This is a genomic window from Verrucomicrobiia bacterium (assembly GCA_036405135.1).
In the GTDB taxonomy this organism is placed as follows: domain Bacteria; phylum Verrucomicrobiota; class Verrucomicrobiia; order Limisphaerales; family JAEYXS01; genus JAEYXS01.
Genome location: DASWYF010000029.1, coordinates 1 through 15,998, shown reverse-complemented (window position 1 = coordinate 15,998; position 15,998 = coordinate 1). Strand labels below are relative to the sequence as shown.

Below are 15,998 nucleotides of genomic sequence, written 5' to 3'. Positions count from 1 at the left end.
GATGCAAAACGCTTTGCCATTTCATCTCGCCGGTCGCCTTCCGGCTGCAGGCGATAACGTCGCCATTGCTTCCCAACGGCTGGATGCCGGCACTGTCATCGACTTTCACGAAAGTCTCATCACCATTCGTCAGACGGTGCTTGAGGGGCATCGCTTTGCCATCAAGCCCATCGCCAGTGGCGAGAAGTTACTTTCATGGGGATTGACCTTCGGTTTTGCCACGCAAGCATTGCAGCCTGGTGATTATCTGTGCAACGAGATGATGCTGACGGCACTGCAATCGCGTCGCCTTGATTTTCCTCTGCCTAGCGTGCCGAACTTCCGCGATTACTTTGAGCCTTACACACTGGATCGCGCGAAGTTTCGTCCCGGTAAGCAGATCTCATTGGTGGCGAATCCGCGCACATTCATGGGCTTTGGCCGTGGTGGAAATCGCGGGGCGGGCACGCGCAATTACATCATCCTGCTCGGCACCAGTTCACGTACTGCCAGCTTTGTAAGGGCCTTGGAAGAGCGGGTGAAGCCTTCGTTGTCTGGTTGTAAAAACCTCGATGGCATCGTGGCCATCGCGCACACGGAAGGTGGCGGTGAACATCGGCCGAACAATTACGAACTCATTTTGCGCACATTGGGCGGGTTTATGACCCATTGCAATGTGGTTGCGGTGCTGGCGGTGGATTACGGGACGGAGCCAGTGAATAATCGCGTGCTCGAAGCGTGGTTACACGAACACAAGTATCCGATCGATGCGGTGGCGCATCGCTTTCACACCTTGCAAGGGAGCATCGAGTATGAATTGCGCCGCTGCACGGAGTTGGTGAAGGCGTGGGTTCCGGAGGCGGATAAACAGGAGCGCACGCCGCAATCCATCAAGCATCTGAACCTCTCGCTGCAATGCGGCGGCTCGGATGCGTTCTCCGGTGTGTCCGGCAATCCGCTCGAAGGCTGGATCGTGAATGAAGTTCTCCGCAATGGCGGCAAAGCAAGTCTGGCGGAGACGGATGAATTGGTAGGCGCGGAATCTTACATCCTCAACAACGTGCGTGATTTGCCCACAGCCGAGGCGTTTCTCGATAAGATCGCGCGCTTTGAAGAACGCGTGCGCTGGCACGGTGCGAGTTCGCAGACGAATCCCAGCGGTGGCAATCTCTATCGCGGCCTCTACAACATCGCCATCAAATCCATTGGAGCGAGCCATAAGAAAGCTCCGGATACACGACTGGATTATGTGATCGATTACGGCCACCCGATGCCGGAACCGGGTTTCTATTTCATGGACAGTCCGGGGAATGACCTGGAGAGCGTGGCCGGGCAGATGGCTTCCGGTTGCAATCTCACCCTGTTCAGTACGGGCAATGGTTCCATCACGAATTTCCCGTTCGTCCCCACCATCAAGATCATGACGAACAGCAACCGCTTTCGTCTGCTGTCCAAGGAAATGGACATCAACGCAGGGCGTTATCTGGATGGCGAATCGTTTGAATCACTTGGCGACGAAGCGTTTGAACAGACCTTGCGCGTGGCTTCCGGTGAGCTTACGGCCGGTGAGCGGGCAGGGCATGGACAAGTGCAACTCTGGCGTGAATGGCAACAGACGCAACAGCCGGTGGTGCCAACGTATGAGCACACGCCGATACTTTCTGGGAAACCTATCGTGATCGCAAATGCAGCGGAGGCGATGGATCTGCCGACGATGTTCAATGCTATAGCAGTAGATTCCCATCTGGCCGCGAACAGCGTGCGCCTGATTCAGCCGACGAGCCTCTGTGCGGCGCAAGTGGCGCTCATGATCACCGACAAGTTGAGCCAGGACAAAAAGCTCAATACTTCAAATGCCCCGCGTTTTGTGACCTTGCCGCATACGGAAGGCTGCGGTGTGTCCGGGGAAGCGATTGATATCTTGGAACGTACCATGGCAGGTTATTTGCAGCATCCATCTGTGAGCCAGGCGTTGCTCTTGGAGCATGGTTGTGAGAAAACGCATAATGATACTATGCGCCAGTATTTGAAAGCAAACTGTGCCGACTTGGACCGCTACGGCTGGGCGAGCATCCAGATGGATGGTGGCATTGATGCCGTTTCACAACGCGTCACCGACTGGTTCGCTCAACAGAAGCAGGATGCTTTCACGCGACAGACAGCGAGCATCGCGAATCTGCGTGTCGGCATCGGCAGTGTCGGTTCACTTTCTGAAGAGGCAGTGAAATCAATCGCCTTGATTGTGCAGCATTTGATTTCGCACGGAGCATCGGTGGTGATCGCGAAGAATGCGTCTTTGTTAACGGGTGAAATCTTTGGCAAAGCGCTGGGTGCTAAGCTGGAGCCGACATTGGCATATGCGCAGAAGTTTCATCAGTCCGGTCTGCACGTGATGGAGGGAGCCACGGATCATTGGGTGGAAATGATCACAGGTCTTGGAGCAACCGGTGTGGAGATCATTCTGGGATTCGCGAATGACCGGGTCTTGCAAGGGCACCCGCTATTGCCGGTGGTTCAAGTCACGGAAAACAACGCATTGGATGGTGAAGATGTGGACGTTGTTTTGGCCAGCGGCGAGACACAGGAGAACGCGGTGATGATCTTCGATCTGTTGATCCGTACTGCGGGAGGGCATCATGTGCCGACATCGTGGAAGAGAAATAACGTCGATTTCCAAGTCAGTCGCGGTCTCTTTGGTGTGTCCACGTAGAATCCCTGGCCAAGCCTGTGGCCGTTCAGCAGGATCTGCGAAACTTCATTGAGTTCTCAAGAGGTTATTTTTTACGCGGTTTGATCCGGTCCAGAAAAGCGATAGTATCTTCAGCTTGCTTACGGACCGTTTCATCAGGATCGTTTCTTAGCGTCTCGCAAGCTGTGCGGACATCAGCATTATCGAGCTTCAACCAACCCAGTGCTTTAAGGGCATGGGCTCTCATGCCTGGATCGGCATGACGGGTGGCGGCCAGTATGTCTGGCGCGGCCTCTTTGATATTGGCGAGAGCCAAGTAACCGAGAAGTGATTTTACAGTCGGAATCTTCAAACTGTTCAATTGCGGCCTGATCAAAGGCAATACATCTGGTCCGAACTGGGCGAGATACTCGGCTGTTTTCGCGCGACGATCGCCATTCTGTTCCATTTCATCGAGCAATACAGGCACAGCTTCCGGCCGCTTGCGTTGAGTCAGCAGCCAGGCGGAATTGATTCTCACGCTCCAATCTGAAGAATTGATTCCTTCTAGCAGCATATCGTCGCTGAGAGCTTTTCCGCGAGATTGCTGAGCCAGTGCTTCCATCGCATATGCTTTGATTTCGGGGAATGGATCAGTCGCTGCCTGAACCAGCAAGGATTCCCATTCAGACGAGTCATACAGGGAATTCCTGATGGATAACAGAGCTGCATATCTGACTTTGTGAGCTGTGTCTTTCTGCATCCTTTCGATCACTGCTGACTGGATAGAGGCATCCGATCTGAGCAAAGGTTGCAGTCTGTACACGGCCAGAGAACGTATCTCCTCGGTATCATTAACCAGCAGTTTCATCAGGTCTCCAACCAATCTGGCGTGCTGGGTTGCAGGAACTTTCTTGATCCATTCTATTGGAAGAAGTCCCAAGGCAGCTGCATTGGTCCGGTATTCTGGGCTGACCAGTATACTATGCCACTGTTCCCAATGTTCCGGTGATTGAAGGTGGAATTTGCTTAAGCCTGCGGCAGAGATATCCCGCACTTTTGGGCTTGGGTCTTTCAAGCCATGCAGCAAGACATTCCTGATCTCGGGATCTTGTGGGTCACCACGCAAAAGAGTTCGAGCAGCGATCTCGCGGACGGATTCACGGCTATGGCGACGGAGAAGGTTTGAGAGTTGTGGTGTGCTGGACACGGCATTGGTGCCGGTTTTTCTGAGGCCTGTTTCTGCTGCATTTCTTACATGCTCATTGGGATCATCCAGAATGCTGATGCATTCCTGAACAAGATTGGTCTTCTCGGCCAGCAGGCTCAACCGGGCGGCGGAAACGATGCGATTGGTAAGTTCATTAGATTTGAGACCTGACCGTATGCTGGGTAGATCGTTCAAATCTGGTTCGTAGCCCTTGAGAGCCTCATTATGTAAATCGCGGAGTGATCGCTCGTTAGCGACCCGTTCTTCCATTCGATCAAAGAATGCCTCGACCAGCTTGACGATCTTGGAGGCGGACGATGGTGGGAAGGTGGGGCGATCATAAACAGGAAAAGCGGTCTTTATCCGTTTGTCGCCAACTTGCATCTCAAGTTCGTAACCGGGTGCAAAATCAGGGCTTTGTGTATAAGGGGCCTGTATCGGAACTTTGCGCAGGAGAGGATCGCTCAAAGAAGTCCAGCGGGTCGGTAATGTGAAAATACCTGCATCTATGAGGCTCTGAAAAAATCGTTCGGCTTCTTCTTCCGTTACTTTGTAGCCGGTCATTGCCGCTGATCGGGAAGAGAGCGAGACCACTGAGACCTTGCCTGCACCGGTCAATTTCCGTTCCTCATAACTGTGCCCAGTGATCGTGGGGTCAATGGGCTGGAAAATAGCTTTGTAGGTAAAGACGGTGTTTGTATCCCGGCTCAGAGTGATTGCTTCCCTGATCGCGGTGACTGCGGTTTGGGTGTCATTTTTGCGATCCTTGGAGGATGACGAAGCGCTTTCGCCTGATGATGTGGACAGTGCCATCAGCAGGGCAACTAGCCATAAGAGCCTTGGTCTCATATCAATCTTTGACGACAGGATACTGCTTTCGCTTCAAGTGGCCAATATGAATGCAAAAGCCCGGCTCGAAAGCCGGGCTTTGAAATCACATTTGGCCCTCAACTGGATCAGCGCATCGGCGAATAATCAGTCGGCTTCATGAAGATCGATTTCACCCCGCCTTTGATGGTCAGCGGGCCGCCGCCTTTTTCTTCCGAAGCTTTGCGGGCTGCAGTCCATTCTGGATCCTTGCCGAAAGCGGCAAAGGATTCCTTGGCGGCATCCTGACTCTTGTGGGCGAGGAAATAGATCAAGGTATCTTGCGCGCCGGGTTGATCGGCCATCGGGGTCCAGTAGCCGATATTCGTCATGCCGTATTTGCTGAACAGCTTGACGGTATGGTCACGGAAACGGGCGTTGAGATTGCCGAGGTTGTTAGTGGTCGCGGTGTAGGTGCGCAGTTCGAACACGCGTTCAGCACCGGCTTTCGAGGCCTTGGCCACAGGAGAATAATCCGTGGCCTGCAGGAAAGTGGAGTCCGCCTTGGAAACGAGTGCGCCGTTCTTTTCTGAATCCGCTTTGGCCTTCTTCCACGCCGGATCGTCCTGGAACTTCTGCCAGAGCGTCTCTCTCGCTTCGCGACTGGGGTAAGCGATAAGGAAGTAGAGCTTGTTCTCCTTGTTATCCACAGGCACCCAGTAGCCGATGCTTTCGATGCCATGCTTCTCGAACATCTTCAGCGTGTGATCGCGGAAACGGGCATGCAGGGCCTCCATCTTGTCCGGGTTGGCGGTGTAAACGCGCATCTCGAAACAGCGTTTGTCCACTTCGGCGGCTGTGATTGGAGCAGGGGAGTGAAGGGCCAGCACGGCAAATGCCGAGGCCAAAGATAAAAGAAATTTACGCATAGGGATCAATTGAGAGGCAGGATGAGGGAGGAGGCAGGCTTGTCAACCTAATCTGAGATGGAGCTCATGGGTGTGACAGTTGATGACGAAAAGGCCGTTCGCGAATTTTGTTCAATGCCCTTTGGTGGTGGGTGTTAGGGGCGTACGCAGGTGTTCGCAAAAAATATCAATTCTTTTTCGTGACACACAATTGACACGGGCAAATCTGAATTGTTACGAAGCGCGGAACAAGCCCCGTCATAGGAGAAAACCACATGAGAAAAAAGTCTCTTTTGGAAATCAGTCTGTTGTTGGCCTTACTGCTGCCTTGCCTTCAGATTTTTGCACAAACCACCACTTTCAATTACCAGGGGCGATTACTTTTGGATGGTGCTCCAGCGACTGGAAATTTTGATATTCGCTTCACGCTCTTCGATGCTTCGGTCAACGGCAACACTGTTTCCTCTCCGCAAACATTCGGGACCGTCGCGGTGGCAGGTGGGGTTTTTAATGTCACCTTGGATTATGGTGCGGCCAGTTTCCCGGGAGCAGATCGATGGCTGGAGATCGGTGTGCGGCCGCAAGGTTCGAGCGATGCGTATACAACGCTGACGCCGCGCCAGAAGATCACTTCCAACCCCTACGCCATTCAGGCGTTGAACGCTACGACGGCTGCTTCGCTCAGCGGAACGGTCTCAGCGGCCAACGTCACCGGCACTCTGTCAGTCAGCCAGGTTCCGGCATTGGGCGCAGACAAGATCACCAGTGGCACGCTGGATGTCGCCCGCATTCCCTCACTGGATGCGGCGAAGATTGTTACCGGTGTATTGGCGGAAAGCCGTATCCCGTCCTTGGATGCTTCCAAGATCACGACAGGCACGATTGACAGTGCAAGACTTCCATCCCTCACTGCGGTGGCAATTCCTTCGCTCGACGCTTCTAAAATCACTACCGGCACAATCGATGATGCGCGGCTTCCGGCTCTTACTGCTGCCAACATTCCAGTGTTAGACGCTTCCAAAATCACCTCCGGCACGTTCAGCACGGATCGCGTGCCTGACTTGGATGCGGCCAAGATCACCAGCGGAAACCTGAGCATCAGTCGCATGCCCTCTGGCATCGCTTTGCTGAATAGCAGCCCGACCTTTACCGGCGCAGTGACGGCGACCGGGTTTTCTGGCAGCGGTGCCAACCTCACGTCATTGAATGCGAATAACCTGTCTTCCGGCACGGTGCCCGTTGCCGCATTGGGTAACGTTTGGAAAATTACTGGGAACTCAGGCACTTCTTTGGGGACACATTTCATCGGCACAACCGACCCTGTGGGACTGGACTTCCGGGTAGGCAATAACCGCGTTTTACGTATTAGTCCGGCCCCTACATCTCCTAATTTTCTGGCAGGTCATACAGGAAACCAGCTTGGTTTGGGAATCAGTGGCTCTATCGTGGCAGGTGGTGGTAATTCAGGCTCCGACCGAAATTCAGTAAGTGCTTCGTTTTCTACGATTTCAGGCGGTCAGGGAAATACTATCGAGGCAGGGGCCGATAATTCAGTCGTCGTCGGTGGATATCGGAATTTGATCGTAACTGACAACATCGGATCCTTGATCGCCGGCGGCTATCAAAACAGCATCCAAAAATTCTCCGAATATTCTGCCATCTCGGGTGGTAATCAAAACATGATACATACCAACTCGAATTACGGTACGATCGCAGGCGGAGACCGAAACGAGATCAAACCGGGAGCGTATAGGTCGGTCATTTCTGGCGGTGTGTTGAATGTGATCCAAACCAACTCCTACGATTCTGTCATCGTCGGCGGCAACCTCAATGAAATCGGGATAGGTTCGTATGACGGGATAATAAGCGGCGGAACTGATAATAAGATCGGAGCCGTTTCGCCTGAGTCCGTGATCGCAGGTGGAGCGAGCAACCGCGTGGGGAATCAAAGTGATTCTTCCTCCGTGGGAGGCGGACACGGCAACGGTATTGGGAACAATTCACCCGGCTCCGTTATCGCTGGCGGTGAAGCCAACAAAATCGAGGGAACCTCCCCGAACTCCGTGATCGGCGGCGGCAAATTGAACGCAATCAAGGTCACGAACGATTACTCCACGATCGCCGGCGGCCAGAACAATGTCATCGATAAGTTGGGCATAGCCAATTTCATAGGCGGAGGGGCTACGAATCTGATCGCTGAAAATACGTACTATGCAGTCATTGCCGGCGGTCGGTCCAATGTAATCGATGAAGCATCCGACTACGCTTTCGTGGGTAGTGGCCAGGCAAACAAGATAGGCAATTATAGTTCGTACTCAGGGATAATGACTGGCTATGACAATTTTGTAGGCAACGATGTTATCAGTGGTGCAATCGTAACGGGAGAGCAAAACCGCGTTCTAGGTGAAGCGAATAGAAGTTTCATTGGTGGTGGTTTTTCCAATGTCATAGAAGGCGAAGCTTATGATGCCGTCATCTCTGGCGGTGAGGTCAATGAAGTTGAAGCGGGAGCTCATCATGCAACGATTCCGGGAGGCTTTGCCAATTACGCTGCTGGTCCCTACAGCTTTGCTGCCGGCGTGAAGGCAAAGGCCCTGCACTACGGATCGTTCGTATGGGGATGTGCTACCGATGCAAACATCGAATCTACAGCCAACAATCAATTCACCATCCGCGCCTCCGGGGGCACCCGGATTTTCTCAAATGGAACGTCAACTTTAGGTGTCACTTTGGCACCGAATGCTACCTCATGGAGCACGCTCTCCGATCGTAATTCCAAGAAGGACTTCAACGAAGTGAATCCGAAGGAGATCATGGACAAACTGGCCAAGGTGCCGGTCTTGAGCTGGCACTATCGTTGGGAAGATGGCACATCCACGCCACACTTGGGCCCGATCGCACAGGATTTCAAAGCGGCGTTTTATCCTGGCCGCGATGACAAGTCCATCAGCACGATGGAGTTTGATGGTGTGGCGCTGGCTGCCATCCAAGGTCTGTATGCCACGGTCAAAGAAAAGGATCAGGAACTGCAAAGTTTGAAGACGCAGAATGAGGATATGGCGAAACGTCTCGATGCGCTGGAAACGATGATCAAGTCGATGGGCCAAGCCAACACCCAAACTGGAAAGTAAGGCCATGAAACAGTTCGTTTTCCCAACAAAGGGCAAATTGCAGTTGAGCCTGATGGCCGGCATGCTTGGTTTGGTATACGCGAATGCTGCGGATTATCGGATCGACAGTTACTCGATTGGAAGTGGGGGAACTGGCAGCGGAGGCAGCTATCAAGTCTCCGGCACGGTCCAACTGTTGGGTGCTGCACAATTTGCTGGAGGTGCCTATGAGGTAGCGGACGGTTTTTGGACCGTGGTGATGGCTGTCCAATCTCCTGAAGCTCCCCAGCTTTCTATCGTACGCAATGGCAGCAACCTGACGATCTCATGGCCGTCTGATATCTCAGGTTTTATTTTGGAAGAAGCCTCCACTTTGAACAGCCCGATAGTCTGGCAGCCGACTTCCGGCGTGACAGGCAGCAGTCTAATAATCAGCCTCACTGCCGGTCCGAAATTTTACCGGCTTAAGAAGCCCTAGGACCGAAGTGCGCGGGGATTACACTTCCTGACTGCGGTTTCCTTTGTTTCCCTGAATGGCGTTCTCCAAACAGTCTTTCACCATTTGCAGAAGCGTGGTCGGTGGATAGGGCTTGGGAAGGAAGTTGACTCCTTCCCGCAACACCAGACCTTCACGGACGATTTCCACGCTGTACCCGCTGCTGTAGATCACCGGCAGGTCCGGTTTCATTTCGTGGATGCGTTCCGCCAGACCACGACCGGAAAGCAGACCGGGCATCACCATGTCCGTCAGCAGGAGGTCGATTTCGTCCCGGTGCATCTCCCAAAGGATCAATGCATCATCTCCACTCGTGGCACTGATGACATGATAGCCACCTTTTTGGAGTATCGTGGTCACCAAGCCCAGTACGGCGGCCTCATCTTCTGCCACGAGGACAGTCGCTTTATTTTGCATGTGTGTCTCTGTCGTAATCAAATTCGGTTCCAAACCGGTGAATTCCAGCGCGACTGGAAGATACACCCTGAAGACAGTGCCTGCCCCTGGTGTGCTCTCCACTTCGATCCAGCCGTGATGCTGTTCGACGATGGCATAAACCGTGGCTAGTCCCAGGCCTGTGCCTTTGCCGACTTCTTTGGTGGTGAAAAATGGTTCAAATATCCGGCCCAGTGTGAGAGCGTCCATCCCGCAGCCGTTGTCCGACACTACGAGGCAGGCGAATTTGCCTGTTCGTGAAGGGTTTCGGGGGTTCACCTCCATCATGACGGGCTTGGTCGCGATGGAGAGGCATCCGGTGCCGGTCATCGCATCGCGCGCATTGACGGCGAGATTCATGATGATCTGCTCCACCATGCCGGCATCCGCTTTCACAGCCGGGAGAAATGGCTCGAAATGAAGGTCGACCGCCACATGCTCGCCGAGGAGGCGGTTGAGCATGCGGGAAAAATTCCGGATGAGCTCGTTCAGGTCCACGACGCGCAACTGCATGATCTGCTTGCGGCTGAAGGTCAGGAGTTGTCGGGTAAGAGTGGCGGCGCGCTCCGAGGCGGTGGTGATCTCCCTCAGGGCTTCGAGATGATCCTTGTCATGAGCCATCTCGAGTTCCAGCAGCGAGGCATGACCGAGGATGATGGTCATGATGTTGTTGAAATCATGGGCGACACCGGCGGCAAGCTGGCCGACGGCCTCCATCTTTTGCGCGTGGCGCAGTTGGGTCTCCAGGTTGAGCCGCTCGGTGAGATCTTGGGTGATGAAGATAAGGCACGGCCAGCCTTGCAATTCGACGCGTTCGACCGAGACGGAGGTGATCACCAGACGTCCGGAGCGGGTGCGGTAGCGGCACTCTCGGGCGCGGACTGATTCACCGCGTTTCAGACTGTCGATCAAATCATTGCGTTCTTCAGTGCGGTCCCAGATGCCGAGTTCGAGGGCAGTTTTCCCGATGGTTTCTTCGCGCTTGTGCTCGAACAGATGCAGAAACGCTTCATTGGCATCAATCAAGCGGCCTTCGGCGAATGTGCTGATGGATACGGGGATGGGCAGTGCGTGGAAGGCGAGTGAGAAACGTTCTTCGGATTGTCGCAGTGCCTGTTCAGCTTCATGGCGGAGCGTGGTATCGATGAGAAATGCCAGAGTGGCCGGTCCATCCTCGAGTTGGATTGAGGCTGCTTCTACTTGGTAAAAGAACTGTGAGCCGTCCCTCCGCAGTCCTACGGTCTCGTAGCTGTCCCGGTCCAGCCCGGCTTCCCGGCGGCGGGTGATGCGTGTCTTCACTTCGTCACGGCATTGCGGCGCAATGATATCAAGGAAGAAGCGGCCCTGCAGCTGCCATTGATCTGTGAAGCCGAACATCTCCAGATGCGCCTTGTTCGCGTACAGCACGATGCCGCTGCGGGAGAGGGCGATGCCTACGGGAGATGCTTCAATGAGCGAGCGGAAGCGTTGTTCGCTATGCTGCAAAGCAGCACTCGTCTGACGGTGACCGCCGATCTCTTTGCGCAACTGGACGTTGATGCGGCTCAGTTCCTCAGTGCGTTCCTTGACGCGCAATTCCAATCCTGCATGCGCTTCACGTAACGCTTCCTCGATGCGTTTGCGTTCCTCGACTTCTTCCTGCAAAGACTTGTTCAGCTTGGAGAGTTCAGCAGTGCGCTCGGCCACGCGACGTTCCAGTTCTGCGAGCGTGGCCAACATCTCTTCACGGGCACTGATGCGCTCGAAAGCGCCCACGCAATAATCCGCCAGTGCCTCCAGCATTTTCTGCATGTGCACATCGTAGGCATTGTGCGTGTAGCTATGGACGCCCAGCACACCGAGCACGCGTTCAGGCGAACGGATGGGCACAACGACGATCGAAGCAGATCGGCGCATGCTGCCGAAGAGTCCTGAAGGATCGGTTTTTTCCGCCAATTCCTCAGGTGTTCTCAGGATGAGTTGCGCTCCCTTCTCGATCACCAACTTGGTGATGGGGGGCAAGGGCTGATAATCTTGCGCGGCTGGAAAACGCTTCAGAGTACTATCCACTTTGTCGATCTGGATGAGCACGCGGAAGAGGTTTTGTTCCTTATTTACCGCGTAAACGATGCAGGAATCAAAACCGATCAACTGTTGTGCGGCTTCGAGAATGGTGTCGCCGGCGGCCTCGTGGGTGTTCGCTTCATTCAGCTTGTGGCCCAGTTCCAGAAAGACGCGGTTGCGGAATTCCTCCTGCCGACGCTTGGTGATGTCACGCGCCACACCATGCACACCGACGGGTTTGCCATCACGGAATACCAGACGGGTGACCAGTTCTGCATGCAGCTTGCGGCCATCCTTAGTTATAAAATCTGCTTCGTAGCGGGTCGGCTGGCCGTCTTTCAGCTTTTGCAAGAACATCGCTTGACTGATTTTCCGTGATTCCTCAACGAGCAACTCGAAACCGTTGCGTCCGATCAATTCTTCCTTGGCATATCCAAATGTATCCGCAAAGGCACGGTTCACAGTGAGGTAACGCCCCTGCATGTCATGCGTGTAAACTAGGTCGCTCGCGTTGTCGAAGAGGTCACGATACTCCAATTCCAGTTCGGACACGCGCGCCAGTTGCTTGGCTACCTCCTGCCGCTCCCGTTCGCGTTGACGGACGAGCCACATCGCCAGCAGCAGAAAAAAGATGCCCACAGCTAGCACCGCAGAGAGAAGGGGGAGGGGAACAGGATGCGTGTGATCATCTGGATTGTGCGGAGCAGCGGCCATCAGGAGGGTCGTGCTAGCCGAATAGACGGATGCAATCAGCAAAGGTTGGTTGATGCGCAATACATCACGCACTCCCCCCCGCTGACCTGCAACGCCTTTCACTGGCCCGGCCAAACAAAACACGTCGTTCACACTCTCCAAAAATTGCCCTATGGGCAAGTCTGCCCGAGTACGCAATTTGGGCGGTAAGTTCCCTGAGGCAGAACTTGTTACACACGAAGACAAGGCACGTCCATCCTGCCCAATCCGTGCTTTCAGACTGGCATCCTTCCTCATCACGCCGTACAAAGGGCAGCACATGTCAGACCACGCTGGTCCACACACCCTCGGCATTATAGCCGGAAACCGCTCTTTGCCGCTCATGTTCGCGCGGCAGGCACGTGTTATGGGGGTGAAACGTCTTGTGGCTGTGGCGTTTGAGGGAGAAACCAGCTCCGAGTTTGCGGCCTTGGTAGACGAGGTGGTTTGGCTGAAGGTCGGCCAATTGACCAAGCTCATCGAGGTCTTCACCAGTCGTGGCGTGAAGCAATCTGTCATGGTCGGCCAGATTGCACCCAGCAACCTGTTCAACCTCCGTCCCGATCTTCGTGCCATGAAACTCCTCATGCGCCTCAAGGAGAAAAACGCCCATACCATCTTTGGAGCTATCGGGGACGAATTACGTTCAGAAGGTGTCGAACTTATTTCTGCCATGCCTTGGCTGATTCCTCTGATGCCCGGTAAGGGCGTTCGAATCGGTGGCGAGCTTACATCGGAACTGGCTGCGGATGTGGATTTTGGGTATCGTATCGCTAAAGAGATTTCACGTCTTGAGATCGGCCAGTTGGTCGTCGTCAAACAAGGCACCGTCTTGGCGGTAGAGGGCTTCGAAGGGACCGATAAATGCCTTACGCGTGGAGGCGAACTTGCCGGTAAAGAGGGCAGGGCGGTCGCCGTGAAAGTGGCCAAGGAAGGCCACGATATGCGTTTCGACATACCCTGTATTGGCGAGCGGACCTTGGAGACTTGCGCCAAGAACGGCGTTTCTGTGCTAGCCGTTGAAGCTGGGAAGACCCTTTTCTTAGATCAACCTGAGCTCGAAAAGCTGTGCAAGAAACACAAGCTCACCTTGCTAACCATCCCTCAATCCTGAGCTGCCGTCGATTCCCTCTCATTTTTTCGTAGCCATTTTGCCCCGCATCCCTAGACTTTTGCCCCTGTTTCTGAATTTGGACTTTTGAATAAGTATGCTGACGTCTCACGAACTTTTTGGCTTCATGTCTGCGGAACTTTCCAACGACATCCTGCAATCCGCCTTTGAAAACGACAAGGAACTCTACAAAGCCACGCTGAAAGCCGTGGCGGATGCCCGCAAGCTCCGCCCCATCTTCTTCGAGAAGCAGCCTAAGCTCCAGCGCCACGCCTCCATGGTCGGCACGCTTTCCAAGCCGAATATGGAACTCGCCGCTGGCACCTTGCTCCGTGGCTGGCTCCTCAAGAAATACAACGGCATGCTCGTCGATTTCCTGAACGCCCTCGACATCCCGCATAAGGACGGCGTGGTGGAAGACCTGCCGGAGAAGATTGATGACGCCAAGCTCAAGACCGCCGTGGACATCCTCCTCGGCAAATATCCGCGTGAAGTCGTCGCCGTTTACCTCAATGCCTTTAACAGCATGAACGAAACCGGCTGGGATAACCTCGAGAAGATGCTCTCGGAAGACAGCCGCGTACAGGTCGTTTAACCCTTTCGGAAGGACCAACCCACCGCCAAATTCATCATTTGCATGAATTCGGCCCATCCTGCAGCCTAAAAAACTGCTGGCGTGGCGTGGCCCATCCGGTATCGTAATCGCTCCTTTTTGAACGGAATATAAACATGGAACCTCAAGGTGATATCGCATTGATCGGTCTGGCCGTCATGGGTCAGAACCTCATCCTCAACATGAATGACCACGGCTACACCGTGGTGGCTTACAACCGCACCACTGCGAAGGTGGACGAGTTTCTGGCCAATGAAGCCAAGGGCACCAAGGTGCTCGGTGCCCATTCCATCGAGGAGATGGTCAAGAAGCTCAAGCGCCCCCGTCGCGTCATGATGCTCGTCAAGGCCGGCAAGCCCGTCGATGAATTCATCGACCAGCTCATCCCGCACCTCGAACCCGGTGACATCATCATCGATGGTGGTAACTCCCTCTTCGGCGACACCAACCGCCGCCAGAAGTATGTCGAGAGCAAGGGCCTCCTCTACATCGGCACTGGTGTGTCCGGTGGTGAAGAAGGCGCCCGCAAGGGTCCTTCCATCATGCCTGGTGGCTCACCCGCTGCCTGGCCGCACGTGAAGGAGATTTTCCAGGCCGTTTCCGCGAAGGTGGAAGGCGGCGCTCCCTGCTGCGACTGGGTTGGCGAGCAAGGTGCCGGTCACTACGTCAAGATGGTGCACAACGGCATCGAGTACGGCGACATGCAGCTCATCTGCGAAGCCTACAACATCATGAAGAACGGCCTCGGCATGAGCGCCGATGAGATGCACGAAGTCTTCGCCGAATGGAACAAGGGCGACCTCGACAGCTACCTCATCGAGATCAGCCGCGACATTCTCGCCAAGAAGGACGAGGACGGTTCCCCGATCGTGGACAAGATCCTCGACACCGCTGGCCAAAAGGGCACGGGCAAGTGGACCGTCATCAACTCCCAAGACCTCGGCATCCCCATCACCTTGATGGCTGAGGCCGTGTATAGCCGTTGCGTCTCCGCCTTGAAGGACGAGCGCGTGAAAGCCTCCCGCAAACTCAAGGGCCCGCGTCCCGCTCTCAGCAGCATCGCCGCGAACCCCGAGAAGAAGAAGGCCTTCATCAACGACATCCGCGACGCCCTCTTCGCCTCCAAGATCATCAGCTACGCCCAGGGCTACATGCTCATGCGCGCCGCTGCTAAGGAATACGGCTGGAACCTCAACTACGGTGGTATCGCCCTCATGTGGCGCGGTGGTTGCATCATCCGTTCCCGTTTCCTCGGCAAGATCAAGGAAGCCTACGATGCGAATCCGAAGCTCTCGAACTTGCTCTTGGACGACTACTTCCGCGGCGAGATCAAGCGCACCCAAAAGGGCTGGCGCAAGATCGTCTCCACGGCCGCACTGCGCGGCATCCCGGTGCCCGCGTTCAGCACCGCCTTGGCGTTCTACGATCAATATCGCTCCGCCGTGTTGCCTGCGAACCTGCTCCAGGCCCAGCGCGACTACTTCGGCGCACACACCTACGAGCGCCTCGACAAACCGCGCGGCGAGTTCTTCCACACGAACTGGACCGGCCGCGGCGGCACGACGAGCAGCTCCACGTATAACGTGTAATCTAAGCTGACATCCCTTCAGAAAGGACCGCGGCAACGCGGTCCTTTTTCTTTCCCCTAAATCATAGCTGTCCCGCATGCGTGATTTGGAGAGGGCCCAGATATCCTATAAAACTCATCTCTCTTTGCCTCCTCCGAAAACTGAACACTGAGGACATTAGAGCGTTTTAAATAAAGTTGTAGCCGCAATGTGCGAACCAGGAAGCGGCGTCTTGTGGGGTGACTGAGGCCAAGGCGGCGGCGATGGCCGCCAAGAGCGCCTCCCAAGTTCTGGCTTCGGCACTGCGCAAGGCTTGTT

Annotated in this window: 9 protein-coding genes; 6 read left to right on the top strand and 3 right to left on the bottom strand. The window is 54.7% G+C overall.

Annotation, left to right across the window (positions count from 1 at the left end; translation table 11 throughout):
* Position 1 precedes the first annotated feature (1 nt).
* Positions 2–2,689 carry a UxaA family hydrolase gene (locus VGH19_14625; protein ID HEY1172602.1) on the top strand — a complete coding sequence of 896 codons (2,688 nt, stop codon included), beginning with the start codon at positions 2–4 and terminating at the stop codon, positions 2,687–2,689.
* A gap of 64 nt (positions 2,690–2,753) precedes the next feature.
* On the opposite strand, the gene VGH19_14620 is transcribed toward VGH19_14625, so the two are convergent.
* A complete protein-coding gene (locus VGH19_14620; protein ID HEY1172601.1) occupies positions 2,754–4,670 on the bottom strand; it encodes a HEAT repeat domain-containing protein in 1,917 nt (638 codons plus the stop codon).
* Positions 4,671–4,813: 143 nt separating this feature from the next.
* On the bottom strand, positions 4,814–5,593 hold the full coding sequence (locus VGH19_14615) for an NIPSNAP family protein (GenBank protein HEY1172600.1): 780 nt from the start codon (positions 5,591–5,593) through the stop codon (positions 4,814–4,816).
* A 254-nt stretch (positions 5,594–5,847) separates the two neighbouring features.
* Between VGH19_14615 and VGH19_14610 the strand changes: the two genes are divergently transcribed.
* Positions 5,848–8,703 carry a tail fiber domain-containing protein gene (locus tag VGH19_14610; GenBank protein HEY1172599.1) on the top strand — a complete coding sequence of 952 codons (2,856 nt, stop codon included), beginning with the start codon at positions 5,848–5,850 and terminating at the stop codon, positions 8,701–8,703.
* A gap of 4 nt (positions 8,704–8,707) precedes the next feature.
* The gene (locus tag VGH19_14605; protein ID HEY1172598.1) at positions 8,708–9,160 is read left to right on the top strand and encodes a hypothetical protein; all 453 of its coding nucleotides are present in this window, start codon (positions 8,708–8,710) and stop codon (positions 9,158–9,160) included.
* 18 nt (positions 9,161–9,178) lie between these two features.
* On the opposite strand, the gene VGH19_14600 is transcribed toward VGH19_14605, so the two are convergent.
* On the bottom strand, positions 9,179–12,493 hold the full coding sequence (locus VGH19_14600; GenBank protein ID HEY1172597.1) for a PAS domain S-box protein: 3,315 nt from the start codon (positions 12,491–12,493) through the stop codon (positions 9,179–9,181).
* Positions 12,494–12,521: 28 nt separating this feature from the next.
* Between VGH19_14600 and lpxI the strand changes: the two genes are divergently transcribed.
* The 3 genes from lpxI (at position 12,522) to gnd (ending at position 15,701) form a co-directional block, all read left to right on the top strand.
* Positions 12,522–13,502 carry a UDP-2,3-diacylglucosamine diphosphatase LpxI gene (lpxI, locus tag VGH19_14595; GenBank protein HEY1172596.1) on the top strand — a complete coding sequence of 327 codons (981 nt, stop codon included), beginning with the start codon at positions 12,522–12,524 and terminating at the stop codon, positions 13,500–13,502.
* A 94-nt stretch (positions 13,503–13,596) separates the two neighbouring features.
* Positions 13,597–14,094, top strand: coding sequence for a hypothetical protein (locus VGH19_14590; GenBank protein HEY1172595.1), 498 nt, complete (start codon positions 13,597–13,599; stop codon positions 14,092–14,094).
* A gap of 134 nt (positions 14,095–14,228) precedes the next feature.
* Positions 14,229–15,701: a decarboxylating NADP(+)-dependent phosphogluconate dehydrogenase gene (gene gnd, locus VGH19_14585; GenBank protein HEY1172594.1), complete on the top strand. Its 1,473-nt coding sequence runs from the start codon at positions 14,229–14,231 to the stop codon at positions 15,699–15,701.
* The last annotated feature ends 297 nt before the right edge of the window (positions 15,702–15,998 follow it).

Bases quoted from the DNA above. Each gene is read 5' to 3' on its own strand.
- VGH19_14625 (HEY1172602.1), top strand. From the start codon at position 2: ATGCAAAACGCTTTGCCATTTCATCTCGCCGGTCGCCTTCCGGCTGCA.
- VGH19_14620 (HEY1172601.1), bottom strand. From the start codon at position 4,670: ATGGCACTGTCCACATCATCAGGCGAAAGCGCTTCGTCATCCTCCAAG.
- VGH19_14615 (HEY1172600.1), bottom strand. From the start codon at position 5,593: ATGCGTAAATTTCTTTTATCTTTGGCCTCGGCATTTGCCGTGCTGGCC.
- VGH19_14610 (HEY1172599.1), top strand. From the start codon at position 5,848: ATGAGAAAAAAGTCTCTTTTGGAAATCAGTCTGTTGTTGGCCTTACTG.
- VGH19_14605 (HEY1172598.1), top strand. From the start codon at position 8,708: ATGAAACAGTTCGTTTTCCCAACAAAGGGCAAATTGCAGTTGAGCCTG.
- lpxI (HEY1172596.1), top strand. From the start codon at position 12,522: ATGGGCAAGTCTGCCCGAGTACGCAATTTGGGCGGTAAGTTCCCTGAG.
- VGH19_14590 (HEY1172595.1), top strand. From the start codon at position 13,597: ATGCTGACGTCTCACGAACTTTTTGGCTTCATGTCTGCGGAACTTTCC.
- gnd (HEY1172594.1), top strand. From the start codon at position 14,229: ATGGAACCTCAAGGTGATATCGCATTGATCGGTCTGGCCGTCATGGGT.